This window comes from Ensifer sp., from assembly GCF_035999185.1.
Classification (GTDB): Bacteria; Pseudomonadota; Alphaproteobacteria; order Rhizobiales; family Rhizobiaceae; genus Ensifer.
Genome location: NZ_DASYHB010000116.1, coordinates 1 through 25,273, shown reverse-complemented (window position 1 = coordinate 25,273; position 25,273 = coordinate 1). Strand labels below are relative to the sequence as shown.

General features: G+C 62.3%; 25 protein-coding genes, 1 other RNA gene and 1 pseudogene. 19 read left to right on the top strand and 8 right to left on the bottom strand.

Features of this window, described 5'->3' with window-relative positions:
- Positions 1 to 381 precede the first annotated feature (381 nt).
- The 3 genes from VGO04_RS14580 to ssrS all read left to right on the top strand — a co-directional run bounded on the left by VGO04_RS14580 (position 382) and on the right by ssrS (position 1,254).
- Positions 382 to 651, top strand: a complete 270-nt coding sequence (locus VGO04_RS14580) for a DUF4164 domain-containing protein (RefSeq protein WP_327496676.1) — start codon at positions 382 to 384, stop codon at positions 649 to 651.
- Between the two features lie 11 nt (positions 652 to 662).
- A complete protein-coding gene (locus VGO04_RS14575; protein ID WP_327496675.1) occupies positions 663 to 1,040 on the top strand; it encodes a cell division protein ZapA in 378 nt (125 codons plus the stop codon).
- 56 nt (positions 1,041 to 1,096) lie between these two features.
- Positions 1,097 to 1,254, top strand: a non-coding RNA gene (ssrS, locus tag VGO04_RS14570) — 6S RNA.
- A 23-nt stretch (positions 1,255 to 1,277) separates the two neighbouring features.
- Here the strand turns inward: ssrS and VGO04_RS14565 are convergent.
- Positions 1,278 to 2,147, bottom strand: coding sequence for a LysR family transcriptional regulator (locus VGO04_RS14565; protein WP_327496674.1), 870 nt, complete (start codon positions 2,145 to 2,147; stop codon positions 1,278 to 1,280).
- Here VGO04_RS14565 and VGO04_RS14560 point away from each other — a divergent pair.
- Complete coding sequence (locus VGO04_RS14560; protein ID WP_327496673.1) at positions 2,146 to 2,484, top strand: hypothetical protein; 339 nt, start codon at positions 2,146 to 2,148, stop codon at positions 2,482 to 2,484. The two genes, VGO04_RS14565 and VGO04_RS14560, sit on opposite strands and share 2 nt — an antisense overlap.
- 20 nt (positions 2,485 to 2,504) lie before the next feature.
- Here the strand turns inward: VGO04_RS14560 and VGO04_RS14555 are convergent, their stop codons facing one another.
- The gene (locus tag VGO04_RS14555) at positions 2,505 to 2,702 is read right to left on the bottom strand and encodes a transcriptional regulator (protein ID WP_327496672.1); all 198 of its coding nucleotides are present in this window, start codon (positions 2,700 to 2,702) and stop codon (positions 2,505 to 2,507) included.
- Positions 2,703 to 3,073: 371 nt separating this feature from the next.
- On the opposite strand from VGO04_RS14555, the gene VGO04_RS14550 reads away from it, so the two are divergent.
- From VGO04_RS14550 to VGO04_RS14515, 8 genes are all read left to right on the top strand, one after another.
- On the top strand, positions 3,074 to 3,646 hold the full coding sequence (locus VGO04_RS14550; RefSeq protein WP_327496671.1) for a 5-formyltetrahydrofolate cyclo-ligase: 573 nt from the start codon (positions 3,074 to 3,076) through the stop codon (positions 3,644 to 3,646).
- Between the two features lie 207 nt (positions 3,647 to 3,853).
- Positions 3,854 to 4,678 (top strand): YmdB family metallophosphoesterase, encoded by an 825-nt coding sequence (locus VGO04_RS14545; RefSeq protein ID WP_327496670.1) that lies wholly within the window; start codon positions 3,854 to 3,856, stop codon positions 4,676 to 4,678.
- A gap of 476 nt (positions 4,679 to 5,154) precedes the next feature.
- Complete coding sequence (locus VGO04_RS14540) at positions 5,155 to 6,324, top strand: efflux RND transporter periplasmic adaptor subunit (protein WP_327496669.1); 1,170 nt, start codon at positions 5,155 to 5,157, stop codon at positions 6,322 to 6,324.
- Positions 6,321 to 9,500, top strand: a complete 3,180-nt coding sequence (locus tag VGO04_RS14535) for a multidrug efflux RND transporter permease subunit (RefSeq protein ID WP_327496668.1) — start codon at positions 6,321 to 6,323, stop codon at positions 9,498 to 9,500. The genes VGO04_RS14540 and VGO04_RS14535 overlap by 4 nt, the downstream gene beginning before the upstream one ends.
- Before the next feature lie 280 nt (positions 9,501 to 9,780).
- Positions 9,781 to 10,614, top strand: coding sequence for an MBL fold metallo-hydrolase (locus VGO04_RS14530; RefSeq protein WP_327496677.1), 834 nt, complete (start codon positions 9,781 to 9,783; stop codon positions 10,612 to 10,614).
- Between the two features lie 72 nt (positions 10,615 to 10,686).
- On the top strand, positions 10,687 to 11,172 hold the full coding sequence (locus VGO04_RS14525) for a hypothetical protein (protein WP_327496667.1): 486 nt from the start codon (positions 10,687 to 10,689) through the stop codon (positions 11,170 to 11,172).
- A gap of 84 nt (positions 11,173 to 11,256) precedes the next feature.
- Entirely contained in the window at positions 11,257 to 12,003 is a 747-nt protein-coding gene (locus tag VGO04_RS14520) for a YebC/PmpR family DNA-binding transcriptional regulator (protein ID WP_327496666.1), read from the top strand.
- 72 nt (positions 12,004 to 12,075) lie between these two features.
- On the top strand, positions 12,076 to 12,705 hold the full coding sequence (locus VGO04_RS14515; protein ID WP_327496665.1) for an HAD hydrolase-like protein: 630 nt from the start codon (positions 12,076 to 12,078) through the stop codon (positions 12,703 to 12,705).
- 8 nt (positions 12,706 to 12,713) lie between these two features.
- Here VGO04_RS14515 and VGO04_RS14510 read toward each other — a convergent pair whose 3' ends face one another.
- Positions 12,714 to 13,715 (bottom strand): LLM class flavin-dependent oxidoreductase, encoded by a 1,002-nt coding sequence (locus VGO04_RS14510; protein WP_327496664.1) that lies wholly within the window; start codon positions 13,713 to 13,715, stop codon positions 12,714 to 12,716.
- Positions 13,716 to 13,885: 170 nt separating this feature from the next.
- Here VGO04_RS14510 and ruvC point away from each other — a divergent pair, with 170 nt between their 5' ends.
- The 4 genes from ruvC to VGO04_RS14490 all read left to right on the top strand — a co-directional run bounded on the left by ruvC (position 13,886) and on the right by VGO04_RS14490 (position 17,122).
- The gene (ruvC, locus tag VGO04_RS14505) at positions 13,886 to 14,398 is read left to right on the top strand and encodes a crossover junction endodeoxyribonuclease RuvC (protein WP_327496663.1); all 513 of its coding nucleotides are present in this window, start codon (positions 13,886 to 13,888) and stop codon (positions 14,396 to 14,398) included.
- Between the two features lie 65 nt (positions 14,399 to 14,463).
- Positions 14,464 to 15,081 (top strand): Holliday junction branch migration protein RuvA, encoded by a 618-nt coding sequence (ruvA, locus tag VGO04_RS14500; protein WP_327496662.1) that lies wholly within the window; start codon positions 14,464 to 14,466, stop codon positions 15,079 to 15,081.
- A 97-nt stretch (positions 15,082 to 15,178) separates the two neighbouring features.
- Positions 15,179 to 16,219: a Holliday junction branch migration DNA helicase RuvB gene (gene ruvB / locus VGO04_RS14495; RefSeq protein WP_327496661.1), complete on the top strand. Its 1,041-nt coding sequence runs from the start codon at positions 15,179 to 15,181 to the stop codon at positions 16,217 to 16,219.
- A complete protein-coding gene (locus VGO04_RS14490) occupies positions 16,220 to 17,122 on the top strand; it encodes a metallophosphoesterase (RefSeq protein ID WP_327496660.1) in 903 nt (300 codons plus the stop codon).
- A 112-nt stretch (positions 17,123 to 17,234) separates the two neighbouring features.
- Here the strand turns inward: VGO04_RS14490 and VGO04_RS14485 are convergent, their stop codons facing one another.
- The 4 genes from VGO04_RS14485 to VGO04_RS14470 form a co-directional block, all read right to left on the bottom strand.
- The gene (locus tag VGO04_RS14485; RefSeq protein ID WP_327496659.1) at positions 17,235 to 18,449 is read right to left on the bottom strand and encodes a hypothetical protein; all 1,215 of its coding nucleotides are present in this window, start codon (positions 18,447 to 18,449) and stop codon (positions 17,235 to 17,237) included.
- A gap of 188 nt (positions 18,450 to 18,637) precedes the next feature.
- Positions 18,638 to 19,528 carry an NAD(P)-dependent oxidoreductase gene (locus VGO04_RS14480; protein WP_327496658.1) on the bottom strand — a complete coding sequence of 297 codons (891 nt, stop codon included), beginning with the start codon at positions 19,526 to 19,528 and terminating at the stop codon, positions 18,638 to 18,640.
- Positions 19,525 to 20,385 (bottom strand): glycosyltransferase, encoded by an 861-nt coding sequence (locus tag VGO04_RS14475; protein ID WP_327496657.1) that lies wholly within the window; start codon positions 20,383 to 20,385, stop codon positions 19,525 to 19,527. Before VGO04_RS14475 ends, VGO04_RS14480 begins: the two co-directional genes overlap by 4 nt.
- Positions 20,382 to 21,602, bottom strand: a complete 1,221-nt coding sequence (locus VGO04_RS14470) for an NAD-dependent epimerase/dehydratase family protein (protein ID WP_327496656.1) — start codon at positions 21,600 to 21,602, stop codon at positions 20,382 to 20,384. The genes VGO04_RS14475 and VGO04_RS14470 overlap by 4 nt, the downstream gene beginning before the upstream one ends.
- Positions 21,603 to 21,729: 127 nt before the next feature.
- Here VGO04_RS14470 and ybgC point away from each other — a divergent pair, with 127 nt between their 5' ends.
- From ybgC to VGO04_RS14455, 3 genes are all read left to right on the top strand, one after another.
- Complete coding sequence (gene ybgC / locus VGO04_RS14465; protein WP_327496655.1) at positions 21,730 to 22,185, top strand: tol-pal system-associated acyl-CoA thioesterase; 456 nt, start codon at positions 21,730 to 21,732, stop codon at positions 22,183 to 22,185.
- Between the two features lie 129 nt (positions 22,186 to 22,314).
- On the top strand, positions 22,315 to 22,911 hold the full coding sequence (locus tag VGO04_RS14460) for a TetR/AcrR family transcriptional regulator (RefSeq protein ID WP_327496654.1): 597 nt from the start codon (positions 22,315 to 22,317) through the stop codon (positions 22,909 to 22,911).
- Positions 22,904 to 23,797, top strand: coding sequence for a haloalkane dehalogenase (locus tag VGO04_RS14455; protein WP_327496653.1), 894 nt, complete (start codon positions 22,904 to 22,906; stop codon positions 23,795 to 23,797). Before VGO04_RS14460 ends, VGO04_RS14455 begins: the two co-directional genes overlap by 8 nt.
- Here the strand turns inward: VGO04_RS14455 and ligD are convergent.
- Positions 23,794 to 24,747: pseudogene (gene ligD / locus VGO04_RS14450) on the bottom strand (non-homologous end-joining DNA ligase); the annotation flags it as partial. The gene VGO04_RS14455 and the pseudogene ligD overlap by 4 nt on opposite strands.
- Positions 24,748 to 25,273: the final 526 nt, after the last annotated feature.

Below are 25,273 nucleotides of genomic sequence, written 5' to 3'. Positions count from 1 at the left end.
GCCATCCGGTCGTGTTTTTCGCGAGAGATCATGACTGTTCCGTTTGCGTTCGGTGGTCAGGGAACGGTCTCTATCCTCCAAAGACCGCGCAAGAAGCGGCTGACACATAGCAGGTGCGCCGTGCGAGTCAATAAATACGGGCCTTCCGCGGCCATTTGACGGCAGGTTGTTCAAGCCGGCGTCCTGCGCTTGTCCCGCAATGCAACAAAGCTTTCGCACTGCCGTTGAATAAAGCCGGCTACGCAATCCATCCACAGCTTCCGCTGTTGTTTGCGATGCTTGGCATTGTTGAGACTTACGTAATAGGTTTAAAAAAGATCGGGCCGAAGCGGCGGATGGGATTCGGGCGATTCGGCCTTATGGGCGAGGTATTCGGAACACATGCCGGCAAAGACTGTCAAAGCGGCGATCGACGAACTGCGCAACGCGCTGCAATCCCTGGAGAATGCGATCGACGGTCGGTTTGACAGGGAGCGGGATTTCAGCGAGTTCGAGGGCGAGGTCAGGCGTGTCAATACCGACCGCTCCAGGCTGGCGCAGGAACTCGATCAGTCGCAGTTCCGGGCAAACCGGCTCGAGGAAGTCAATCGCGAGGTTTCCCGACGCCTCGTGACGGCGATGGAAACCATTCGGGCGGTGCTCGACCGCTAGGATTAATCGACATGGCGCAGGTCACAGTTTCGATCGACGGCAAGGCCTACCGGATGGCCTGCGAGGAAGGGCAGGAAGGTCACCTGACCGAGCTTGCCACGAAGTTCGATCAATATGTCGGGCATCTCAAAAGCCAGTTCGGCGAGATCGGCGATCTACGTCTGACCGTCATGGCCGGCATCATGGTCATGGACGAGCTGAGCGAGGTCAACCGCCGGCTGAAGAACCTCGAAGCCGAGGTCGGCAATCTGACCAATGGCCGCGATGCCGCCATGTCCGATCAGATGAAGAGCGAGGAGGCATTGGCCTCGGCGCTTAGCGAAGTCACGGCCCAGATTCACGGCATCGCGGCCAAGCTCAACGGCCGCACGACCACGCCGACCGGCTGACAAGGTTTCGGCGACGAGCCACTGGCGCGAAGCGCCGAGACACCTTATATATCGAATGCGGTCTGCGCTTCCCGACAGGAACCACAATCCCCGGGGCCATACTCGATCTCAAGGGAGCTGTCCCTGTCCAGGCCCGTGGGTCTGGACACATGGCGCCCACCTACTTTGTAGGCACCCGGGATCGTAAAATATCCATCGGTTGTGTGGATCGCACTTCCCCCCTTTTCAGTTGGCAACTCAATCCCCGGCAAACGCCCGGCGGATGGCGTCCGCCATCGCCTCGACGATCCGGTCCTTGCCATTGCCTGCCTTCGATATGCGCAAGACGACATTTGAGTGGTCGATGACGTCATAGCCGTCGTCTGCCGTCAGTTCTCGACACCCGGCCGGGATGCTGCTGCGGGCAAGCGGCGCGATCGCGAGGCCGGAAACGACCGCCGCCATCAGGCCGCCGCTGGTGCGGCTGACATAGGCGACGCGGTTGTCGATGCGGCTTCTACGCAGATTGCGCTGCGCAAGGTCGTCGCACCAGCCGCCCTCAAGATAGGTGTAGGTGGCGATCGGCACCGGGCGGCGCTCGTCGGTACGATGCTGTTCCGATGTCGCCCAGACGGTCGGATCCATCATCAACACTTCGTTCTTGGTCTTACCGCCGGGCTCAAAGACAACGGCGAGATCGATCTCGCCGGCCTCGAGTGCGGTCACATTGGTTATCGAGGCACCCTGCTGCACCGTCACTTCGACGCCGGGATGGATGGCGGCGAAACTGCCGAGCGCCTTGGGCAGGGTGGAGTTGATGTATTCCTCGGGGATGCCGATGCGCACCGCACCGTCGAGTGCGGGCTGGCGCATGGCCGCGGCGGTGTCGTCGAGCAGGGTTACGATGCGCCTTGCATTGTCGACAAGCCGCAGGCCTTGGGGCGTTGGCACGACGCCACGTGAGTGGCGTTCGAACAGGGCGTCGCCGAGCATGTCTTCGAGCTTCCTGATCTGCATGCTGACGGCCGACTGGGTGCGGCCGACGATGTCGGCGGCCCGTGTGACATTGCCGGTGTCGACGACGGCGAGAAAGGTTCGAAGCAGATCGCTGTCCAGCGGAAGGGACATGGTGAACACCATCAGAATTTCTGATGGCAGCTATGCTTGCAATTCGTTTGTCAGATGTCAACGCGCGGACGAAGATCGGTCGGTCACATCATTCTGCGCAGGGTCATTCGCCATGAGCGTGCTTGCCGTTTTCGCCTTCTCCGAAACATCAGTCGCCGCCCGTCTGAGGGTGGCGCGATGGATGGCTGCGCTTTTGTTTCCGGTGGCGCCCGTGCAGGTGCCTTCAGGTCGGCCGCGCCTTCTGCGCGATGCGGGGATCATGTGCGCTGTCGCCGATGTGGCGCGCGAGCAAAGATCGATGCGTGAGATGGTCTACCGGTCTCACTGGCTCACGTGAGCGCCCGGGAGGCGCCGGCCTCATGAAATGAGATCGAGCCTTGCTGCCCGAAAGACCGCCTCTGCGAGGTTGCCCGCCTGCAGTTTGCGCATGGCGTCTTCGAGCGCCCGATCGATGCGATCAAGCGGAATGTCTGTCTCGCGCATCATGTCCTGGCGCGTGCGACCGCGGGCGGCGAGCGTTAGGCAACGCAATTCCAACGGTTCGAGTTCGTTCATCTGGTCCCTCATGGACGTCGGCTTTTCCACTGTTGCCTGCAGGAGCGCGTCCATACATCGAACGCGGGCATTAGTTCCTGCTAATTATTTGAAATCGTGCCCTTATTTGCACGGCGTTCCTCACTGGCGAAAGCGGAACCCTTGGCCATGATGAACGGAACGCTAAAACTGTTCCGATCTGGGAGGGGCGCTTCCAACTGTCGCAAAACGCCGCAAATGTGGCGGTGGCGGCGATCGGTTCATGGGCGCCAATGCGTAAACAGGCTGGCAGAAGGGCTAGGAATCAGCGAGAAACAGAGCTTCTGTGCCATTTTGGGAGCGTCATCCCGTTCAGAAGCGATGGCAGCGGCGAACTGGCAGGAGAGGACCGGATGTCACCGAAGGATTTGAAGGCGGCGTTGCGCAAGGAGCGGCTGGCATTGCGTGATGCGATGTCTACGGAGTTTCGGATCGAAGCCAGCCTGACGATGGCCGACCACGCCGGCGACGTCATCGCGCTTGATCCGGGGCACATCGTTTCGGGCTTCTGGCCAATCCGCTCCGAAGTCGACATCCGGCCGCTGATGGCGCGGTTGAAGCAGCGGGGCGCCCGGCTCTGCCTGCCTGTCATCATGGACAAGCAGACGATCGTCTTCCGTGAACTGCTCGATGGCATCGACATTATCTCGACCGGCTTCGGCACGACGGGGCCGGGGCCCGAGGCGCCTGAACTTGATCCTGATATCATGCTGGTGCCGCTTTCGGCCTTCGATGCGACGGGTCACCGGATCGGCTACGGCGCCGGCTATTACGATCGGGCGATCGACCGGCTGCGCAACAAGGGCCATCTGCCGAAGCTGATCGGCATCGCCTTCGATTGCCAGGAAGTGGAGTCCGTTCCGGCCGAAGCCCACGACGTCGCGCTCGACGCGGTGCTGACGGAGAGCGGCTTTCGGCATTTCTAGACCTTCTGCATGCGGTGGATGGTTGCACCGCGAAGGCGGAGCCGCGGCAAACATACCGGCCCAGGCGCTGAATGACCTTGTATTAGGCCGTTTCCTGCAGGGCTCGGATCGTGTAGACGCTCTTCTTCTTCTTTTGTTTATGCAGTACCGGACGCCAAAACCGCTGACGCGCTTCCGCCGGAACTGCCCTGGTGGGATTGAGCGAGCATGAGGCTTCTGTTTCTGGGAGATATGGTGGGCAAGACGGGCCGGACGGCGGTCTGGGAGCGACTTCCAGGACTGATCGGCGACCTCAAGCTCGATTTCGTCATCGTCAACGGCGAGAACGCTGCCGGCGGCTTCGGTATCACCGAGGATATCTTCCTTGAGACGATCAATGCCGGTGCGGACGTGGTGACGACGGGCAATCACGTCTGGGACCAGAAGGAAGCCGTGGTCTTTTGCGAGCGTCACGACCAGTTCCTGAGGCCCGCCAACTATCCGGCAGGCACGCCCGGCCGCGGCTCCAACCTGTTCTTCGCGCGCAATGGCGCCCGCGTGCTGGTTGCCAATGTCATGGGCCGCGTCTTCATGCATCCCGAACTCGACGATCCCTTCAAGTCGGCGGAGGCCATCCTCGATGCCTGCCCGCTCGGCGAACAGGCGGATGCGATCGTCTTCGATTTCCATGCGGAAGCGACCAGCGAAAAGCAGTGCTTCGGCCATTTCGTTGACGGACGCGCGAGCCTCGTCGTCGGCACGCATACACATGTGCCGACCGCCGATCACCAGATCCTCAATGGCGGAACCGCTTACATGAGCGACGCGGGCATGTGCGGCGACTATGATTCCTCGCTCGGCATGGACAAGGAAGAGCCGCTCAACCGCTTTATTTCCAAGATGCCGAAGGGACGCTTCGAAGCTGCCTCCGGTCCTGCCACCATCTGCGGCCTCGGCGTCGAGATCTCCGATCGCACCGGGCTTGCTGAGAAGATCGCGCCGCTGCGTCTTGGGCCGAGACTGGCCGAAACGATCCCGGATTTCTGGGTTTAAGGCTAGGAAAGGCGATATCCTCAGCTCACCGCGCAACTCCGGACGAGCAGCTTCAGCCGTCTCGTATCGCCTTATCGGAATTGATTTTTTTCAAGGTGACAACCCCATCAAATGATGGCAGGTTATCGCCCGATCACGCCGGGCCGGGGCGTGATGTACTCGTGCGTTTGACAGATTGGAAGAGTGTCCGCAGTCCTGGATTGCGGGCCTGCAATGTTGTCGCCGGGCAACGGGAGCGTTTCCCCACGCCTGCGATTTTGACCCGGCAGCGTCGTCGGCCTTTCGGCGGAAGCTGCACCATTTGACTGCTTGTTTGATTTTGGCTGTCGGATCGTTCCCGATCCGAGGATTTGTACGGAGCGGAGCGGCGTTGCGACGATCGTTTGCCAATCGCCCGCTCTGATATGTTCAAGGCGATCGCGCTGACCCGGCCTCATGGCTCATCATCGTGATCCAAGTGCATTCGGAGGGCATGCATGTTGTCTAAGTGGCATTTGCCGATGATCGTCGGCGCTTCTCTTTCCCTTCTTTCGGTCGCCGGGGCCAAAGCGCAAGAGGCACAATTGCCTGCAGTGACCGTCGCCAAGCCGGTCGTGCGGGATGTGGTCGACAGCGACGAGTTCATCGGCCGTTTCGAGCCCGTTGACGAGGTGCAGGTTCGCGCCCGCATCGGTGGCTATCTCGACGAGGTGAATTTCACCGACGGCGCCCTGGTGAACAAGGGCGACAAGCTCTTCGTGATTGACCAGCGACCCTACCGGACCGCGCTCTCCCAGGCCGAGTCGACCCTAGAATCGGCACGATCGACGCTGGAATTTGCCGAGTCCCAGTTCAAGCGGACACAGTCGCTGACCGGCACCGGCACGCTCTCGGTCTCGACGCTCGATGACCATCGCCGGGAACTGCTTTCAGCACAGGCGCTGGTGCGTGGTTCGGAAGCGGCCGTCGAGCGCGCCAAGCTCGACCTCGACTATACGACGATTACCGCGCCGCTCAGCGGTCGCGTGGACCGGCGCCTGCTGTCGCAGGGCAACCTCGTGCAGGCCGACCAGACCGTCTTGACGACGATCGTCTCGCTCGACCCGATCGATTTCTATTTCGACGTCGACGAGCGGCGCTTGCTCTCCTACGCGCGGGTCGCCCGCGAGCGCGGCAAAGCGCTGCAGGAAGGCGGCGGTTCGCTCGAGGTGCTTGTTACGATTGCCGATTCCAATGAAGAGCCGTTCAAGGGCAAGCTCGACTTTGCCGAAAACCGCGTGGATCCGCAGAGCGGCACCATGCGCGTGCGGGCGCGCCTTGAAAACCCGAAACTGGTGCTGCAGCCGGGCCTCTTCGGCCGCGTGCAGATCGAGGGCTCGAACACCTACAAGGCCGTGCTCATTCCGGACGAGGCGATCGGCGCCGACCAGAACGAGCGCATTGTCTACGAAGTCACCGCCGACGGCACCGTTGTCACTAAGCCGGTGCGGCTCGGCCCGAGATTGCACGGCTACCGCGTCATCCGCTCCGGCATGACCGGTGACGAGACCATCGTTGTCAACGGCCTGATGCGGGCACGCCCCGGCACCAAGGTCAAGCCCGAGACGATCCAGCTTCCGCCCGAAGGACCGTCCGCCGCGGCGCCAGCCACGGGAGCGGCGCAATGAGGTTCGCTCACTTTTTCGTCGACCGGCCGATCTTCGCATCGGTGCTTTCGATCGTGCTGTTGATCGTCGGCAGCATTGCCTATTTCCAGCTTCCGGTGGCGCAGTACCCGGAAATCGCCCCGCCGACGATCGTCGTTCGTGCCGCCTATCCGGGTGCCGACGCCGAAACCGTCGCCAACACCGTTGCGACCCCGCTCGAGCAGGAGATCAACGGTGTGGAGAACATGCTCTACATGTCCTCCTACTCGACCGCCGACGGCGCGATGGCGCTGACGATCACCTTCAAGCTCGGCACCGACCTCGACCAGGCACAGGTGCTGGTGCAGAACCGCGTATCGATCGCCGAGCCGCGGTTGCCGGAGGAGGTCCGGCGCATCGGTATCACCACGGCCAAGAGCTCGCCCGACCTGATGATGGTCGTGCATCTGCTCTCGCCGAACGAGCGCTACGATCAGCTCTACGTCTCGAACTATGCGCGCACGCGCATCCGCGACCTGCTCGTCCGACTCGACGGCGTCGGTGACGTCATTCTGTTCGGCGAGCGCGAATACGCGCTGCGCGTCTGGCTCGACCCGGAAAAGCTCTCCGCTTACGGCATGACCGCCGGCGACGTGGTGCAGGCGCTGCGCGAACAGAACGTGCAGGTGTCGGGCGGTTCGATCGGCGGCCCGCCGGCCCCCGGCGACAGTGCTTTCCAGTATACGGTCACCACCGACGGCCGCTTCAGCGATGCGCGGCAGTTCCGCTACGTCATCGTCAAGGCGACGGAAAGCGGCCGTCTGGTGCAGCTGCAGGACGTTGCGCGTGTCGAACTCGGTGCCCGCGAATATGTCAACAACAGCTATCTCGACGGCAGCCCGGCGGTGGCGCTCGGCATCTTCTCGCGGCCCGGCACCAACGCACTCGATGCGGCCGAGCAGATCCAGAAGGTGATGACCGACGTCTCGCGCGACTTCCCCGACGGGCTCGAGTACCGGATCGTTTATAACCCCACCGAGTTCATCTCGGAATCGATCAACGAGGTCTACAAGACGATCGCCGAGGCCGCGGTCCTGGTCGCCATCGTCGTTCTCGTCTTCCTGCAGTCGTGGCGCACGGCGATCATCCCGATCGTCGCGATCCCGGTATCGCTCGTCGGCACCTTCGCCTTCCTCTATGCCTTCGGCTTCTCGCTGAACATGCTGACGCTGTTCGGCCTGGTGCTGGCGATCGGCATCGTCGTCGACGATGCGATCGTCGTCGTCGAAAACGTCGAGCGAAATCTCGCGCGCGGCATGACCCCGCGCGAAGCGGCGCACGTCACCATGGACGAGGTGGGGGCGGCGGTCATCGCAATCTCGCTGGTGTTGACCGCAGTCTTCGTGCCGACGGCCTTCATTCCCGGTATCGCCGGTCAGTTCTACCTGCAGTTCGCCGTGACAATCTCGGTTGCGACAGTCATTTCCGCCTTCAACTCTTTGACGCTGTCGCCGGCGTTGGCGGCGATCCTGTTGAAGCCGCACGAGAACGGTCATCACGAAAGCCGCAACCCGCTGACGCGCTTCGGCAAGGCCCTGGCAAATGGGTTCAACAACGGTTTCGACCGGATGGCCGAGGGCTATGCGTGGATTGTGCGCAAGCTGGTATCGACGAAGACGGCATTGGCCGCGGCATTGCTGGTTTTCGTCGGCCTGCTCGGGGCAACCTGGTACATGGCGCAGATCGTGCCGCGCGGCTTCGTGCCGACCATGGACCAGGGCTATGCGATCGTGGTGATCCAGTTGCCGGACGGCGCCTCGCTCGAGCGCACCGATGCGGTGGTCAACCGGGCCTCGAAAATCATCCAAGACGTTCCCGGCGTGAAGAGCGCCGTCGCCTTTGCCGGTTTCAACGGTGCAACGTTTACGAATGCCTCCAACTCGGGCGTGGTCTTTGCCTCGTTCGAAAGCTTCGAAGAGCGGTTGAAACACGGCCAGGGTGCGAACCAGATCATCGGCCAGCTCTATGGCAGCCTGCAGAGCATCCAGGAGGCCTTCATCATCGCCGTGCCGCCGCCGTCGGTGCGCGGCATCGGCAACTCCGGTGGCTTCAAGATGCAGATCATGGACCGGCAGAGCGCCGACATGCGACGCGCGCTGGGGCTGACCTATCAGATGATGGGTGCTGCCAATCAGACGGAAGGGTTGACCGGGGTCTTTACCACCTTCTCGGCCTCCAGCCCGCAATATTTCCTGGCGATCGACCGCGACAAGGCGCGCACGCTCAACGTGCCGATCCCCAACATCTTCGAGGCGCTCTCGATCAACCTCGGCACATCCTACGTCAACGACTTCAACGCCTTCGGCCGCGTCTACCAGGTGCGGGCGCAGGCGGACCAGCAGTACCGAGTCGAGCGTGACAACATCCTGGCGCTGAAGGTGCGATCGGCGACCGGAGCTCTGGTGCCGATGGGCACGCTCGTCGAAATCCGCGATACGGCCGGCCCGACGCTGGTGCAGCGGTACAACATGTATGTGTCGGTGCCGATCCAGGGCAACCCGGCGCCCGGTGTTTCGACCGGCACGGCGCTGGACAAGATGGAGGCGCTCGCCGCCCAGATCCTGCCGCAGGGAACGACCTTCGAATGGACGGAACTTGCCTTCCAGGAACGCCAGACGGGCAACACCGCAGTGTTCATCTTCGCGCTTTCGGTCGTCTTCGTGTTCCTGGCGCTGTCGGCCCAGTATGAAAGCTGGGTGCTGCCGCTGGCAATCATCCTGATTGTGCCGCTCGGAGTGCTTTCGGCACTCGTCGGCGTGTCGATCCGCGGCCTCGACAACAACGTGCTGACGCAGATCGGGCTGATTGTTCTCATCGGTCTTGCGGCGAAAAATGCGATCCTGATCGTTGAGTTCGCGCGACAAGGTGAAGACGAGGGCAAGACGCCGATCGAGGCGGCCGTAGAGGCGAGCCAGCTGCGCTTGCGCCCGATCCTGATGACGGCGTTTGCCTTCATCCTTGGTGTCGTACCGTTGATGATCGCGACCGGTCCCGGTGCGGAAATGCGCCAGTCGCTCGGCACGGCCGTGTTCTCGGGCATGCTGGGGGTCACCTTCCTTGGCCTGTTCCTGACACCGGTCTTCTACGTGGCGCTCCGGTCGTTCCGTCGGCGCAGGCCGGCGACGGCGACCGAGCCGGCGCCTCACCCCGCGGAGTAGCGGGAGCCAACCGCAAAGTCGCAACGCCCCGGCAGCAATGTCGGGGCGTTGACGTTCGACGGGACAGGTTTGCCTGTTGTCGCTGGGGCGGTGACGCAAACGTGAGCACGACAGGTTGTTTGTAACTGGACGTGGCCAGGCGCTTGAACAATTCTCTCCCTGCCCGTGACGCCGTGGTTCGGCCGAGCGAAGGCAAAGGCTTCCATTCGCTGTTCAACACCTTCCAGGCGCGCGCCCCCTCCGGGTCGAGGCCTCGTGGTCAAAGTGAGAGAGGTGAAGGCTGATGCTCCGCTACCTTGTCTACACGTTTGCCGCCATCTGGCTCATCCACGTGTTCTGGCCGTCGGTTGCGCATGCGCAGCAGCAGCCCGTTCATGCCAGTCAATGCCAGGCAATTGCTGAGGCCATACCGCAGGCGACCTTCGCCAGCTTCACACCGGCTGCGGCTACCAAAGGGCAGACCGCGATTGGCGAGGTGACGATCAGCTATCTCGGGCACTCCACCTTCCTGATCGAAACGCCGGGCGGTGTGTCGATCGCGACCGATTACAACGGGTGGTTCTCGCCTGCGACGCCGCCGACGGTCGCGACGATGAACAAGGCCCATTCCAGTCACTATACGCTGACGCCGGATCCGGCGATCAGAAACGTGCTGCATGGCTGGAGCGACAACGGCATGCCGGCGCGGCACGATCTTGTGGTCGGCGACGCCTATATCCGCAACGTGACCACCGATATTCGCGCCGCCGGTGGAATGGAGCACGACGGCAATTCGATCTTCATCTTCGAGGTCGCGGATCTCTGCATCGGCCATCTCGGGCATCTTCATCACGAGCTTGACGACAGCCACTATCGCCAGATCGGCAGGCTCGACGTGCTGATGGTGCCTGTCGACGGCGGCCTGACCATGGGCGCGGAAAGCATGAGCCGGGTGGTCAGCCGGCTGCGCGCCTCGCTGATCTTGCCGATGCATCGACGTGGTCCGCCGATCGACGCCTTCCTCGACATGTTCGGTGACGGCTATGACAAACGTTTCGCCGACAGCGCCAGCATTAAAGTCTCGTTGCGTTCCTTGCCAAGCAAACCACTGATTTATATTCTGAAGGGCGTCTGAGTTTCGATGTGTCGCATGTCGTTGTCGCAAGACCGCTCCGGACTTTTGCGCGACATGCCTTGGGATCGCCCGATGAAGTTGCTTGTGGCTGGCGTTTCGATCTTCCTTTGCCTTTCGACCCTGGCGCAAGCGGGCGGCGCGCCGCCGCCGCGGTTGCCTTCACCCGAAGGACAACAGCAACAGCAGAGCCTTCCGGAGACGACGGCCGAGCCTGCGGGTGAGCAGGAGATGTTCATGATGCCGTCGGGCAATATCGGCTGCGTCTACACGCCGGCCGGCGGCACCGCGGTTTATCGGCCTGCCGACGGCGGGCCGGAGCTTGCCTGCGATATCGTCTCGCCGCGCTATGTTCGCGCCACGCTTGGCCGCGCAGGCGCTGCCACGCTCGACCACGCCGTTGGCGATCCGAGCTGCTGCTCGGCGGATACGGTGCTCGATTACGGCCAAGGCTGGGAGCAGGGGCCGTTCTCCTGCGTCTCCGAGCGTACCGGTCTTTCCTGCCGACGCGATGATGGGCACAGCTTCCTCCTGAGCCGGGCGCAGGTGTCGGCCGATTGAAAAGCCGCGCCCCGGCTGGACGGAAAGCGGCAATAAAACTATAAGGCGCCCCATTCCTACATAATCATGCATGCAGAGGGTGCCATGGCTGGCCATTCACAGTTCAAGAACATCATGCACCGCAAGGGCCGTCAGGATGCGGTGCGCTCGAAAATGTTTTCCAAGCTCGCGCGCGAAATCACGGTTGCCGCCAAGTCCGGTATGCCGGACCCGGCGATGAACGCGCGCCTGCGCCTGGCGATCCAGAACGCCAAGGCGCAGTCGATGCCGAAGGACAACATCGAACGGGCGATCAAGAAGGCCTCCGGCGGAGACTCGGAGAACTACGAAGAAGTCCGCTACGAGGGCTACGGCCCGGGCGGCGTCGCCGTCATCGTCGAGGCGCTGACCGACAACCGCAACCGCACCGCCTCCAACGTGCGCTCGACCTTCACCAAGGCCGGCGGCGCACTCGGCGAAACCGGCTCGGTTTCCTTCTCCTTCGACCGCGTCGGCGAAATCACCTACAAGCTCTCGGTCGGTGACGCCGATAAGGTGATGGAAGCGGCCATCGAGGCCGGCGCCGACGACGTGACCACTGATGAGGACGGTCATACCATCATCTGCGGTTTCGAAGCGATCGGCGACGTTTCCAAGGCGCTCGAAGACACGCTCGGCGAAGCCGAAACCGTCAAGGCGATCTGGAAGGCCCAGAACACCGTGCCGGTCGACGAAGAAAAGGCACAGTCCCTGATGAAGCTCATCGACATTCTCGAGGACGATGACGACGTCCAGAACGTCTATTCGAACTTCGAAGTGTCGGACGAGATCCTGGCGAAGCTCTCGGCCTGATCGGACGGTCGAAGGGTTCGGAATTGTCTACCCGTGTCCGAAAGGGCACGGGTATTTCTTTGTGTGGTGCCGATGACCTATGACTTCGCGATCTTCGATTTCGATGGCACGCTGGCCGACACGGCGGCAAGCTTCATGGCCGCCTGCAACAGTGCTGCAAGCCGCTATGGCTTCCGCGAACTTTCCGTCGAGGAGTTCCAGTCGCTGAGAACAATGGGCAGCCGCGAGATCATCGCGCATCTCGGCGTGCCCATGTGGAAGCTGCCGCAGATCGCCACGTTCATGCGCCGCGCCATGGCAACGGAGGCCGCATCCGTCCGGCTGTTTCCGGGGGCTGCCGACCTGCTGCGGCGGTTGAAGGCAGCAGGCATCGGCATTGCGATTGTCAGTTCGAATGCGGAGGAAGGCATTCGCTCGGCACTCGGTGATGCCGCAGCGACCGTCGATCTCTATGAATGCGGCGCCGCACTGTTCGGCAAGGCGCAGCATTTCAAGCGGGCGATCCGCCATTCCGGTCTTGATCCGGCGCGCGTTCTCGCGATCGGCGACGAGGCGCGTGATATCGAGGCTGCGCGCAAGGTCGGTGTGGCCGCCGGCGCTGTCGCCTGGGGCTATGCCGATCCGGGCTTCCTGCAAGGTCTCGGGCCGGACCGGTTTTTCGCGCAGATGGAGGAGATCGCTCCGGCTTTCGGAGCGGTCTGATTGCTGCCTTACGCGGCGCTCGCAAGCTCCTTCTGCGCGTCTGCAAACAGCTTTAGCGAATGCAGCCGTGCGTCCATGTCGAAGATCGGCATGGAGATGATCAATTCGTCGGCCTTCGTCTGTTCGAGGAACGTGGCAATCTTCCGACGGATCGTCTCCGGGCTGCCGACGACCGCATACATCATCGAATGGTCGACGAAGATCTTCTCGTCATAGCTCCAGAGCCCGTCCATGGATTGGACCGGCGGCGGGAATTGCCCGCGCGCATTGCGGCGAAGGGCGACGAACGACTGCTGCATCGAGGTGAAGAGATGGTTGGCCTCTTCGTCCGTGTCGGCGGCGACGCCCATGACGCCGACCATGGCATGCGGCTTGTCGAGGGTCTCCGATGGCGTGAAGCGCTCGCGGTAGATCTCAAGCGCAGACAAAAGCATGTCCGGTGCGAAATGCGAGGCAAACGCGAAGGGCAGGCCGAGCATCCCGGCGAGGTGCGCGCTGTAATGGCTCGAACCGAGCAGCCAGATCGGCACATTGGTGTCGGCGCCGGGAACCGCGATGATCGCCTGATTTTCGGCGACAGGCCCGAGCAGTGCCTGCAACTCGACCACGTCGTTGGGGAAGTTGTTGGCGCTCGCCTCCATGTTGCGGCGAAGCGCCTGGGCGGTGCGCATGTCGGTGCCGGGGGCGCGGCCAAGGCCGAGATCGATGCGGCCGGGATAGAGCGCTGCCAGCGTGCCGAACTGCTCGGCAATGACGAGCGGCGAATGGTTCGGCAGCATGATGCCGCCGGAGCCGACACGGATCGTCTTGGTGGCGGCCGCCACGTGCGAGATTACGATCGAGGTCGCCGCGCTGGCGATGCCCTTCATGCCATGATGCTCGGCGAGCCAGAAGCGCTTGTAGCCGTTTTCTTCGGCAGCCTGGGCCAGGCGTCGGGTATTCTCGAGCGATTGGGCGACGCTGCCGCCTTGCGTGATCGGCGAGAGATCGAGGACGGAGAAAGTCGCCATGGCACGTGCCTTTATTGAGAGAAATTGATGAAAGGCTATGTAAGCTCAATTTTCCTCAATCCAAGGGTGGCGGAGAAGAAAACCTGACAGGCGTTCTCAGCTGTGCGTATGTTTTTGTTTTGTTCACTTTTTGCTGGCAGCGTCCAGGCTCTAGTCATAGGGTGAAATTCATGCAGACCACGATTCGCATCATCGGTATCGACCCAGGCCTGAGGCGCACTGGCTGGGGCATCATAGAGACGCTCGGCAATTCGCTGCGTTTTGTCGCTTCCGGCACCGTGACATCCGACGGCGACCTGGATCTCGCCTCCCGGCTTTGCCAGCTGCACGACGGGCTCGCCGATGTGGTGCATAGCTATCAGCCGCACGAGGCCGCGGTGGAGCAGACCTTCGTCAACAAGGACGCGACCGCGACGCTGAAGCTCGGCCAGGCGCGCGGCATCGCCATGCTGGTGCCGGCGCGCGCGGGCCTGAGGGTCGCCGAGTATGCGCCCAACGCCGTCAAGAAGGCGGTGATCGGCGTCGGCCATGGCGAGAAGCAGCAGATCCACATGATGATCAAGGTTCTGATGCCGAAGGTCGAGTTCAAGGGCAACGATGCGGCTGACGCGCTGGCGATCGCCATCTGCCACGCGCATAACCGGCAATCGGTGACCAGCCGGCTTGCCGCATTGATGGCGTAGTTGCGCCCGACATAGTTTTTTCAGATGGTCTATCGACCATCACAGCCCACCGCGAGAGACGCCACATGATCGGCAAACTGAAGGGTACCATCGACGAGATCGGCGAGGATCACGTCGTGCTCGACGTGCATGGCGTCGGTTACGTCGCTTTCTGTTCGGCGCGCACCCTGTCCAAGCTCGGATCGGCGGGTGAAGCGGCGGTGCTTTTCATCGAGACCTATGTGCGCGAAGACCAGCTGAAGCTGTTCGGCTTCCTCTCGGCACTGGAGCGGGAGTGGTTCCGGCTGCTGCAGAGCGTGCAGGGCGTTGGCTCGAAGGTGGCGCTTGCCGTGCTCTCGACGCTGACGCCGGGCGAGCTTGCAAACGCGATTGCGCTGCAAGACAAGACCTCGGTCTCGCGCGCGCCGGGCGTCGGACCCAAGGTGGCGGTGCGCATCGTCACGGAACTCAAGAACAAGGCGCCCGCCTTTGCCGGTGAAATGTCGGCGTCGATCGGGCTCAAGCAGGAACTCGGCGAAGGGGTCGCCTCGGCGCCCGTGTCCGATGCGGTTTCGGCGCTGACCAACCTCGGCTACTCGCGCGACCAGGCGGCGAACGCCGTTGCTGCGGCGCTGAAGAATGGCGGCGAAGGCGGCGACAGCGCCAAGCTCATCCGCCTTGGCCTGAAGGAACTGGCGCGATGAGCGCTTGCGTTGAACGGGTCTGCAAGGCAGAACGCACCATGCCCGGCATGATGGCGGGCCGCAGCGCGGGAGCTGCCCGATCGATTGGAACGAATGCATGAGTGACGCCGCACGCCTGATAACGCCGGACAAGCGCGGTGAAGATCTCGATGCGACCATGCGGCCGCAGACGCTTGATGATTTCACCGGCCAGGCGGAAGCGCGTGCCAACCTGAAGATCTTCATCGAGGCTGCGAAAAACCGCGGCGAGGCGCTCGACCACGTGCTGTTTGTCGGGCCGCCCGGCCTCGGCAAGACGACGCTCGCGCAGATCATGGCCAAGGAACTCGGCGTCAACTTCCGCTCGACCTCTGGCCCTGTCATCGCCAAGGCCGGCGATCTCGCGGCTCTGCTTACAAATCTCGAAGAGCGCGACGTGCTCTTCATCGACGAAATCCACCGGCTCAATCCGGCGGTCGAAGAAATCCTCTATCCGGCGATGGAAGACTTCCAGCTCGACCTGATCATCGGCGAAGGTCCGGCAGCCCGCTCGGTCAAGATTGACCTGGCGAAGTTCACGCTGGTGGCGGCCACGACCCGCCTGGGCCTTTTGACGACGCCGCTTCGCGACCGCTTCGGTATTCCGGTGCGGCTCAATTTCTACACGGTCGAGGAGCTGGAATCGATCGTTCGGCGCGGAGCCCGGTTGATGGGTCTCGGCATGACCGACGACGGCGCGCGCGAGATCGCCCGTCGTGCCCGCGGCACGCCGCGTATCGCGGGGCGGCTTTTGCGACGGGTGCGCGATTTCGCCGAAGTGGCGCGTGCGGAAGCCGTCACCAAGGAGATCGCCGACGAGGCTTTGACGCGGCTGCTCGTCGACAATATGGGTCTCGACCAGCTCGACCGCCGCTACCTTTTCATGATTGCGCAGAATTTCGGCGGCGGCCCCGTCGGCATTGAAACCATCGCTGCCGGCCTTTCCGAGCCGCGCGACGCGATCGAGGACATCATCGAGCCCTATCTCATTCAGCAGGGTTTCATCCAGCGGACACCGCGCGGCCGTATCTTGACCGCAAATGCCTGGAAACATATCGGCCTCAATCCGCCGAAAGAAGTCGAGGCGGCGCAGTTCCGTCTGACGCTCGAGGATGAATAGATGATCACACGCCGCGGATTGTTCAAAGTGATCGGCGGCGGGATCGCCAGCATGGCAGCGCTCGGAGGATATGCCTTCGCCGTCGAGCCCTTGGCCCGGTTGAACGTCACCCGTTACAAGCTGACGCCACCCGGCTGGACGCCGGGGCTGAAGCTGCGCGCGGTCGTGCTGACGGATATCCACGCCTGCGAACCCTGGATGCCGGCGAGCCGCATCGCCTCGATCTGCCGCCAGGCCAACTCGCTTGGCGGCGACATCACGCTTTTGCTCGGCGACTATGTGGCCGGCATGAACCTCGTCACCCGCTACGTGCATTCCAGCGAATGGTCGAAGGCGCTCGCGACGCTTGAAGCGCCGCTCGGGGTGCATGCCGTCATGGGCAATCACGACTGGTGGGAAGACCGGACCGCGCAGAAGAATGGCGGTGGGCCGACCTTCGGGCACAAGGCGCTTCAGGACGTTGGCATCAACGTCTACAGCAACCGAGCAGTTCGGCTGGAGAAGGACGGGCAGGGTTTCTGGATCGCCGGCCTCGAGGACCAACTCGCGCTCGTGCCCGGCAAGAAGTGGCAGCGCAAGCGCATGAGCGGCCTCGACGACCTCGACGGCACGCTGGCTCAGGTGAGTGACGGCGATCCCGTTATTCTGCTGGCGCACGAGCCGGACGTTTTTCCGCGTGTGCCGCAGCGCGTCGCATTGACGCTTTCGGGCCACACCCATGGCGGCCAGGTGCGGGTTCTTGGCTACGCGCCGGTCGTTCCGTCGCGCTTCGGCGACCGTTATGCCTATGGGCACGTCACCGAGAACAACTGCAATCTGATCGTTTCCGGTGGTCTCGGTTGCTCGCTCGCGCCGGTTCGCTTTGGCGTTCCACCAGAGATCGTTGTCATCGATCTCGGCTAGGGCTGATTTCCCAGCCTCGCGGCTTACCAGGAAAAGAGCCTGGCGTAGAAGGGACGCCAGGCTCCTCTGTTTTCGGCAGTTCAGTTCGCTGAACCGGGCAAGGCGTCGTGCGTCACGCCGCCTTGACTGCCCCTTTCTGCAGCGCGCTGCGCAGCCCGCTTGCGACTTCGTAGGTGTCGGTGACCAGCAGCAGCCCATCCGCGCACTCGAACCATTCGCCCTGAAGCCCGGCGATGGTCCTCACGGACGCGCTGATCGCGCCCAGATTGACGGAACCCGGCGGCGTGCTGATGACCCGCTCCGCCACCCACGTGTCGAGCCAGATCTGGTTTGCCGGTGAGACCGCCTCAAGTGCGGTTTGTGGATGTTTGTCGAAGTACTGCTGAATCGCCTGGTTGGTGGGCGCAATGACGATCTGATCCAGATTGCTGTCGCCAAACGCATTGATCACCCGAGACCCTTCCAGGGCCATGAGGAAGGTGTCGGTCTTGCCTTCCCGGCCGGTCGTTGCAGCGAGTGACCGCAGCGTCTCCAGGATCGTGGGAAGCGGCTGTTCCAGCAGTGCATCGTCCGCGCCCGTCGTCACCAGGGATTGATAGACGAGCTCGATGCCGGGAGTGAACGACCGCTTGCGGATGCCACGTGTCCAATTGTATTCGAAGTCCACTTCAAAGCGTCCTTTGAGATTGGGCACGACGCCTTGTGGCACCTCGATGATCGCGGCCGCGTTCCAGATGTAGCCGGCATAGGACGGGCGACCGGGATTTGCCGGCACTCCCGGCGACACCCAGCCGACATGCGGCAACCTGGCCTGCCACTCGATCGATTGCGTGGCCGGTCGTGCGGCAAAGGAGACCTCCGAGGCGGTGAAGCTGACACCGACATTGGCGCTCAGCGATGCGCCTCCCTTCGGGCCTTCCTTGCTGTATTCCGCGCTGAGCTCGCCGCCGATCGAGAAGCTGATCGTCGCCTGCTCGACGGTGCTGTTCGGCCCGAACGTCATCAGTCTGGCCTGTGTCGAGGTCGCTTCGAGGTTCAGTTTCATGTGGTTGGCGTAAAAGCCGACCGAAACCCAGTTGGACGACGGGTTGGAGGGCGAGCCCTGGACGCCGTGATAGACATCCCCGGCAACGAGGTAGTAGTCGCGCGTCAGGTTCTGGTTGCCGCGCATGAGTTTGTAGACCGAAAGCAGGGCGTTTGCGGTCAGGGTCTGCGATGAGGTCTTGACCGTACCCCAGCCGAAGTCCTTGCCTCCATTGGATTTCCATTGACCGTTCAAAGTACCGACAAGCTTCCAGACTTCGGGATTCAACGTCTCGATAGGCATGTTTGATTTCCTTCGAAGCGCCGTCGATCGACGGGAGGGTTGAGCTTAGGCACGGGCCGGAACCGACCCGCGCAGCCACCATAGCTCGGATTTTTGATAGCAACCTGAGGTATTGGTAGGTGAATTAACGCTCTTTAAAGGAGTCCTTGATCGATACACAACCGGGCCTGTGTCGTGCCTGGATGATGTCAGGCAAGGAGGTTCTCGATCGTTTGCCGCAGGCGCGCCGCGCCACCAGGCTTCCAGCCCAGAGCGCGGATCCGTTCTGTGTTCATCGCATTGAAATCGGCGAGCGCGGCCGGCTCGGGAAGCGCGTTCGCGCATCCCGTGACATCGCGAACGATGGCCAAGATCGTACGGTTATCCACGAGGAGATCGGAAACGTTCAACACTGGCGGGTGTAGATGCCGATGGTCCGTTTCGAGAGCGAGGCGAACGGCTGCTGCGACATCGTCACCGTGAACCTCTGTTCCGGCGCGCGGCGCGACGCCGCGGCCTTCGAGATAGTCGCTGAAGAGCTGCTGCCACTTGTGTGTGGCGCCCACTCCGGCCGCTCCGTAGACGCCGGTCACGCGCAGGCTGATTGTCCTGAACGCGTCGGCGGAAAGCGCGCCGAGCGCGCCTTCGGCCTTCAGCTTCAGTTCGCCATACAAGTTTTCGGGCTGGCAGAGCATATCTTCCGCAAGTTCGGCCCCCGGCGCCGAAGCACCATAGACTGCACGGCTCGACAGGAAGACGCAGCGCCTGACGCCTCGGTCGCGAGCGGTGCGAAACAGATGGAGGGAGCCGTCGAGGTTGGCGCGGCGAAACCCTTCCGGATCGTTGCCTTCTCCGCCTCGATAACGACCGGCAACGTGCTGGAACGCGGCATGGACGAAACTGTCGATAGCCTCGAAAGCCGCGCTCGCGTCGATATCCGGATCCAGCGACATCGGGGCGAAGTCGACCGGCTTGGAAAAGAAGTCCGGGGCGGCTCGCGTGCGGCCGCCGATCACGACATCGTAGCCGTGCTCGATCAGATGCTCGACGATGAAGCGTCCGACGAAACCCGTGCCGCCGGAAACCAGCACGCGGGTCATGACCGCACCGGGTTGACAAGCGAGGCGATGTCGGGAACGTCCTTGCCGGTGAGATAGGCGAACCAGAGATCGATCAGCGGCTGCAGGGCGCTGGCGCGAGGATGGTCTGTCTCCCAGGGCTTTTCGTACTGGTAGTGCAGCACGCCGATCGAGCGCCAGTCCCAGAGCTCCGGCAGGTTGAACCAGACATATTGCAGCATGTTCATCGTCACCGGCAGGCCGTGCCAGTCCGGGAAGAAACTCTGCAGGAACGTTTGGTCGGTGCGCGGCCAGAAGGCATCGGGCGCGTCGAGACGGATGAGCATGCTTTCGAATGTCTCGAGCGACGGTTCGGCGACGAAGACGCCCGAGTTCAGCCGGTGGAAGTCGGAGAGGCTCTCGTAGACATTGGGGGCGGCCGAAAATTCCGGATAGAAGAACAGCCGGTCGATGTTCTTGAGCACGATCGCGTCGGCGTCGATGAAGACGCAGCGCCGATACTCGGTCAGCTGCCAGAACCGGAGCTTGCAGAAGTTGTCGAGCGGCGAGTGGAAGTCCGGCTTGCGGCCCTTGGTGAAGGGTGCCTTTTCGTGCACGTTGCGGCGGGCGTGGCGCTCGTTGAAGGCATCGGAGAGCGGCAAGAGGTCCGCTTCGACCAGGCGGCATTCGAATTCAGCCAGCGGCGCCAGAGCTTCGTGCGAAACGCCGCCGGTGTGGAGTATCACGATATCGGCCGCGGTGCCCGTCAGGCGTATCGAGCGCGCCAGTGCGCGGGCGCCAAGCGCGTAGTCGGCATTCGTGACGAGGGTCACGAAGGCATGATCGGCAGATGGAAGCGAGGAGGGGCGGAGCCCCTCCAAAGGATTGTTCGCTATCATGAAACGGATTTCAGCCGCTTGCCCTCTGGGTCGTGGTTGATGAGCGGCGCTATATCCTTGGTCCAGGCGGAGACGGCCGGAACGCGCGTGCGGTCGACACGATAGGCGAACTTCTTGGCGACATCGACGATTTCCGACAGCAATCCGTCCTGCAGCCGTGTCGGGTTGAGGCCAAGGCCCAGGAACTTCTCATTGTGCACGACGAGTTCGTTCTCGGCTGCCTCCTTGCGCGGGTTCGTCAGCCAGGCGATCTGTGCGCCGCTGATCGATGCGATCATTTCGGCGAGGTCGCGCACCCGATGGGTCTCGGTCATCTGGTTGAAGATCTCGACGCGGCTGCCGCGGGCCGGCGGGTTTTTCAGCGCCAGCTCGATGCAGCGCACCGAATCCTGAATATGGATGAAGGCACGGGTCTGGCCGCCGGTGCCGTGTACGGTCAAGGGATAGCCGATTGCCGCCTGGATCAGGAAACGATTGAGGACCGTGCCGTAGTCGCCGTCATAGTCGAAGCGGTTGATGAGCTGGGCATGGCGGCGCGTCTGTTCGGTGTGCGTGCCCCAGACGATGCCCTGATGCAGATCAGTGATCCTGAGGCCATCGTTCTTGGCGTAGAACTGGAAGAGCAGCTGATCCAGGCACTTGGTCATGTGATAGATCGAGCCGGGATTGGATGGGTAGAGGATCTCCTGGCTGACGGTCTCGCCGCCCATCGTCTCGATCCCGACGGGCAGGTATCCTTCGGGGATGGCTGCGCCGATCGTCGAATAACCGTAGACGCCCATGGTGCCGAGGTGGACGAGGTGCGCATCGAGGCTGAGTTCGACCAGTGCATTCAAGAGATTGTGCGTGGCGTTGACGTTGTTGTTGACCGTGTAGTTCTTGTGGCGGTCGCTCTTCATCGAATAGGGCGCGGCGCGCTGCTCGGCGAAATGCACGATCGCATCCGGGCGGTGCTCGGCTAGCCAGTTTTTCAAGAGCTCGTAGTCGCGGGCAAGATCGATCAGGTTGAAATGGATGCGGCGGCCGGTCTCGGCATGCCAGATGCGCGTGCGTTCCTGGATCGAATCCATCGGCGTCAAGGATTGCACACCGAGTTCCGTGTCGATCCAGCGGCGTGAGAGATTGTCGAGAATGTGAACGTCGTGACCGGCATCGGACAAATGAAGCGCCGTAGGCCAACCGACGAAACCGTCGCCGCCGAGAATCGCAATCTTCATGCACGTTCTCCTGATCGAGGGAAGGAAGTCCGTCACGTGATAGGATAGGATTGTGACAGCGCTGCAATGCTTGCAAATGGCTTTTTGTTCCTGCACAGGAAACCGGATGTACTTCCCGGAGAACAGCATGTCCCAGATTTCGCTCGCAGGCGAACTGACCGAAAACGGCCACCGGCTGATCCAGCGCGTCTATTACGAAGACACCGACTTTTCCGGCGTTGTCTATCACGCCCGCTACCTGCATTTCATGGAGCGCGCCCGCACCGACTTCCTGCGCCTGCTCGGTGTCGAACAGGCGACGCTCGCAATCGAGGGCGACAGTGAGGGGCTGGTCTTCGTTGTTCATCGCATGGAGATCGACTTCAAGGCGCCGGCCCGCATGGACGATATCCTGACGATCACCACTGTCACGGAGAAGGCCGGCGGCGCCAAGATGGTGCTGCAGCAGGAGATCCGTCGCGGTGAGCAATTGCTGATCGCCGCCAAGGTGATCATTGCCGTGATCAACAGCCAGGGTCGACCGCGCCGGCTGCCGGAAGCGCTTGCCTACAAGTTCCACCACGCCAAGGAAAGCGCTGGGTAGGCGCCTCCCTCAATTTGGATGCTCCCGTCGAAACGCCCCTTCGTGGGGCGTTTTTCGTCGGTCGGTGGGTGTTTTCGTGTCGGGCGATTTCGATGATTGACAATAATACGTACGTACGTATTATTCGCCATGTCCAGAAAATCGATACGCGAAAATCTTCTGAAAGCGGGCGATCAGCTCGTATGGAACACAGGCTACGCCGGGACCGGCGTACGCGACATCGTCGAGGCTGCGGGCGCAAGGCCGGGGTCCTTCACCAACCATTTCGCTTCCAAGGAAGATTTCGTCATCGAGGTGCTCGACCGCTACTTCGCCTATGTCTCGGGTCTCGTCGAAGAAGCACTCGCTGACGGAAGCGTGCGCCCGGTCGATCGGCTGCGCCGCTACATCGACCTCATCACCGGCAAACTTGCCGACGCCGACTACAGCCGCGGCTGCATGATCGGCAATCTCAGTCTCGAGGCCTCCTTCGACAACGAGCGGCTGCGTGCGCATCTGTCGCGCTTGTTTGAGGTTTGGCGCGGCCCGTTCGAGGCCTGCATCGCCGAAGGGCTGGAGAAGGGCGAGATCGCCCCGCTTGGGTCCGCGGCCGAACTTGCCGATTTCCTGCTCAGCGCCTGGCAGGGGGCGATGCTGCGCATGAAGGTCGATCGAAGCGCGGCGCCGCTTTTGACATTCAGGAAGATCGTTTTTTCAACCGTGTTTGATGGAGGAAGGCATGCGTGACGAGACATTCGCTACCGGCAAGACGTTCGTCGATATCCTGGGATCGTCGATGGCCTATGTCGAACAGGGTTCGGGGCCGACGGTCCTGTTCCTTCATGGCAACCCGACATCGTCCTACATCTGGCGCAACATCATTCCGCATGTCGCGCCGATCGGGCGCTGCGTTGCGCCGGACCTGATCGGCTATGGCCACTCGGCCAAGCCTGATATCGACTATTCCTTCCTCGACCAGTTTCGCTACCTCGAAGCCTTCATCGAAAAGGTCGTGCCCGGCCCGCTCTTCCTGGTCGCGCAGGATTGGGGAACGGCGCTCGCCTTCCACCTTGCGAGCCTTTACCCGGAAAAGGTGCTGGGGCTCGCCTTCATGGAATTCATCCGGCCCGCCGAAACCTGGGACGCCTTCCACCAGAAACCGCAGGCCCGTGAGCTCTTTAGGGCGTTCCGTACCGAGGGTGTCGGCGAGCGGCTGATCCTGGAAGAGAATGTCTTTGTCGAACGGGTCGTGCCGAATGCGATCCTGCGCAAGCTGACCGACGAGGAAATGGATGCCTACCGCGCACCGTTTCCGGACGCAGCGTCGCGACGCCCGGTGCTGCGGTTGCCGCGTGAGTTGCCGATCGAGGGCGCGCCGGGCGAGTTTTTTGCGATCAGCACCGCAGACCACGTCGCGCTTCGTGCCTCGCGCTATCCGAAGCTTCTGTTTTCCGGCAATCCCGGCGCGTTGATCTCGCCGGCCGAAGCGGAGGCCTATGCCGGCGAACTGACAGATTGCCGTCTGGTAAGGCTCGGTGCCGGGGCGCACTACCTGCAGGAGGATCACCCCGATGCGATCGGTACATCCATTCGCGCCTGGATCGAGGACCTGAGGCGGGAGGAGGCGGCTTAATCCGCCGCTCTCGCTCCAACCTTGTCCAGCAGATCCTGGGTGAGGATTTGTTTGACCCCGTCAAGGTCCCTCCACGGATCGTCCGTCCTTTCGATCCGCGTGAGGATGTCGGGGATGCGGAAGCTGCTGGCGGCCCGGAGCCCGTCAAGCTCGTCCCAGCTGACAGGCGTGGCGACCGGGCCGCCAGCGCGTGCGCGGACCGAATAGGGGGCGATCGCGGTGGCGCCGCGCTCGTTCCGCAGCCAGTCGATGAAGATCAGCCCCTTGCGCTTCTCCTTCGACATGGTGGCGATGAACCTTTGCGGTTCGCGTTCAGCAAAGCCCTGGGCAAAGGATTTTGCAAAGGCCTTGGCGTGCGACCAGGTGGCGCGCGCTGTCAGCGGCACGATCACGTGAATGCCCTTGCCGCCGGTGACCATCGGCACCGACTTCAATCCCAGCGCCGAGAGGGCGTCCCCCATGGCTGTGGCGGCGGCCTTGACGACCCCGAAATCAAGGCCCTCGTCGGGGTCGAGGTCGAAGACCAGCCGGTCGGGTGTTTCAAGCGTATCGAAGCGCGAACCCCAGATGTGGAATTCGAGCGAGCCCATCTGCACTGCGGCGACCAGTCCCGCAGCGTCGTGCACATACATGTAGTTTTCGGTTTCGCCGGAACTTTCCGTGACGGGAATTTCCTTGATCTCTGCGGGAAAGCCATCGCCGGCATGCTTCTGGTAGAAACGCGGCCCCTTTATGCCTTGCGGCGCGCGGACGAGTGACAGGAGATGGTCGGCCGCGTGAGGCAGCATGCGATCGGCGACCGCCGTGTAATAACGGGCGAGGCCCACTTTGCTGATGCCCTGGTCCGGAAACAGCAGCCGGTCGGGATGGGTGATGCGGATGCCGAGAACGGTCTCTTCGGCGGGTTCTGTATGTGGTTTCGCGCTTGCTGCGCCGGAGGCCTTCGGTGCCTTGGTGGCCAGCTTCCTGCTGCCAGGGGAGATCGATGCATTTTTGGAATCGGTCATTCTGCTCACCCGTAACGCAATTGGACGGCCTTGGCCTCTTGGTCGACGCCGATATTGGCGCTGTCATGACGCCAGGTCCAGATGGCCGCGAGAACGGCGCCCCGTCGCAACGTTTGGTCGTGGGGTGGCCGGGAAACGTGTCGGGCGCGGGTAAGTTCCGTCGTGCCTGCGATGCTGTCCGGTGATGCTGCAAAGACACAAGACGGTAACGGTCTCTTAACCATAATGGTGTCTTAATCATCGCATCAGGATTTGTGCAGGGCACGTCATCCTTTGACCAAAATTGACGGCAAGAAGGCAACCTAAAGCTAATTAAGGTCGCGATGGCGCGATCTGCGGCGGTGCCGGGCACTCTTGCAAACAGGACGTTTGGGCTACCCGGTCACGAGCATGAACCGCTCTTGCCGGGTGTTTGGATTCGGGGACTGAAGACGATGGAACAGGTTGGATTGGCCGCGGCGACGCACGA

What these genes read in the sequence shown, in the direction of transcription:
- ruvC (WP_327496663.1), top strand. Translation starts at nt 13,886, where the DNA reads ATGCAGACCACGATTCGCATCATCGGTATCGACCCAGGCCTGAGGCGC.
- VGO04_RS14510 (WP_327496664.1), bottom strand. Translation starts at nt 13,715, where the DNA reads ATGGCGACTTTCTCCGTCCTCGATCTCTCGCCGATCACGCAAGGCGGC.
- ruvA (WP_327496662.1), top strand. Translation starts at nt 14,464, where the DNA reads ATGATCGGCAAACTGAAGGGTACCATCGACGAGATCGGCGAGGATCAC.
- VGO04_RS14520 (WP_327496666.1), top strand. Translation starts at nt 11,257, where the DNA reads ATGGCTGGCCATTCACAGTTCAAGAACATCATGCACCGCAAGGGCCGT.
- VGO04_RS14550 (WP_327496671.1), top strand. Translation starts at nt 3,074, where the DNA reads ATGTCACCGAAGGATTTGAAGGCGGCGTTGCGCAAGGAGCGGCTGGCA.
- ruvB (WP_327496661.1), top strand. Translation starts at nt 15,179, where the DNA reads ATGAGTGACGCCGCACGCCTGATAACGCCGGACAAGCGCGGTGAAGAT.
- VGO04_RS14490 (WP_327496660.1), top strand. Translation starts at nt 16,220, where the DNA reads ATGATCACACGCCGCGGATTGTTCAAAGTGATCGGCGGCGGGATCGCC.
- VGO04_RS14455 (WP_327496653.1), top strand. Translation starts at nt 22,904, where the DNA reads ATGCGTGACGAGACATTCGCTACCGGCAAGACGTTCGTCGATATCCTG.
- VGO04_RS14535 (WP_327496668.1), top strand. Translation starts at nt 6,321, where the DNA reads ATGAGGTTCGCTCACTTTTTCGTCGACCGGCCGATCTTCGCATCGGTG.
- VGO04_RS14480 (WP_327496658.1), bottom strand. Translation starts at nt 19,528, where the DNA reads ATGACCCGCGTGCTGGTTTCCGGCGGCACGGGTTTCGTCGGACGCTTC.
- VGO04_RS14540 (WP_327496669.1), top strand. Translation starts at nt 5,155, where the DNA reads ATGTTGTCTAAGTGGCATTTGCCGATGATCGTCGGCGCTTCTCTTTCC.
- VGO04_RS14475 (WP_327496657.1), bottom strand. Translation starts at nt 20,385, where the DNA reads ATGATAGCGAACAATCCTTTGGAGGGGCTCCGCCCCTCCTCGCTTCCA.
- VGO04_RS14470 (WP_327496656.1), bottom strand. Translation starts at nt 21,602, where the DNA reads ATGAAGATTGCGATTCTCGGCGGCGACGGTTTCGTCGGTTGGCCTACG.
- VGO04_RS14460 (WP_327496654.1), top strand. Translation starts at nt 22,315, where the DNA reads ATGTCCAGAAAATCGATACGCGAAAATCTTCTGAAAGCGGGCGATCAG.
- VGO04_RS14565 (WP_327496674.1), bottom strand. Translation starts at nt 2,147, where the DNA reads ATGTCCCTTCCGCTGGACAGCGATCTGCTTCGAACCTTTCTCGCCGTC.
- VGO04_RS14575 (WP_327496675.1), top strand. Translation starts at nt 663, where the DNA reads ATGGCGCAGGTCACAGTTTCGATCGACGGCAAGGCCTACCGGATGGCC.
- VGO04_RS14560 (WP_327496673.1), top strand. Translation starts at nt 2,146, where the DNA reads ATGGTGAACACCATCAGAATTTCTGATGGCAGCTATGCTTGCAATTCG.
- VGO04_RS14515 (WP_327496665.1), top strand. Translation starts at nt 12,076, where the DNA reads ATGACCTATGACTTCGCGATCTTCGATTTCGATGGCACGCTGGCCGAC.
- VGO04_RS14555 (WP_327496672.1), bottom strand. Translation starts at nt 2,702, where the DNA reads ATGAACGAACTCGAACCGTTGGAATTGCGTTGCCTAACGCTCGCCGCC.
- VGO04_RS14525 (WP_327496667.1), top strand. Translation starts at nt 10,687, where the DNA reads ATGAAGTTGCTTGTGGCTGGCGTTTCGATCTTCCTTTGCCTTTCGACC.
- VGO04_RS14580 (WP_327496676.1), top strand. Translation starts at nt 382, where the DNA reads ATGCCGGCAAAGACTGTCAAAGCGGCGATCGACGAACTGCGCAACGCG.
- ybgC (WP_327496655.1), top strand. Translation starts at nt 21,730, where the DNA reads ATGTCCCAGATTTCGCTCGCAGGCGAACTGACCGAAAACGGCCACCGG.
- VGO04_RS14485 (WP_327496659.1), bottom strand. Translation starts at nt 18,449, where the DNA reads ATGCCTATCGAGACGTTGAATCCCGAAGTCTGGAAGCTTGTCGGTACT.
- VGO04_RS14545 (WP_327496670.1), top strand. Translation starts at nt 3,854, where the DNA reads ATGAGGCTTCTGTTTCTGGGAGATATGGTGGGCAAGACGGGCCGGACG.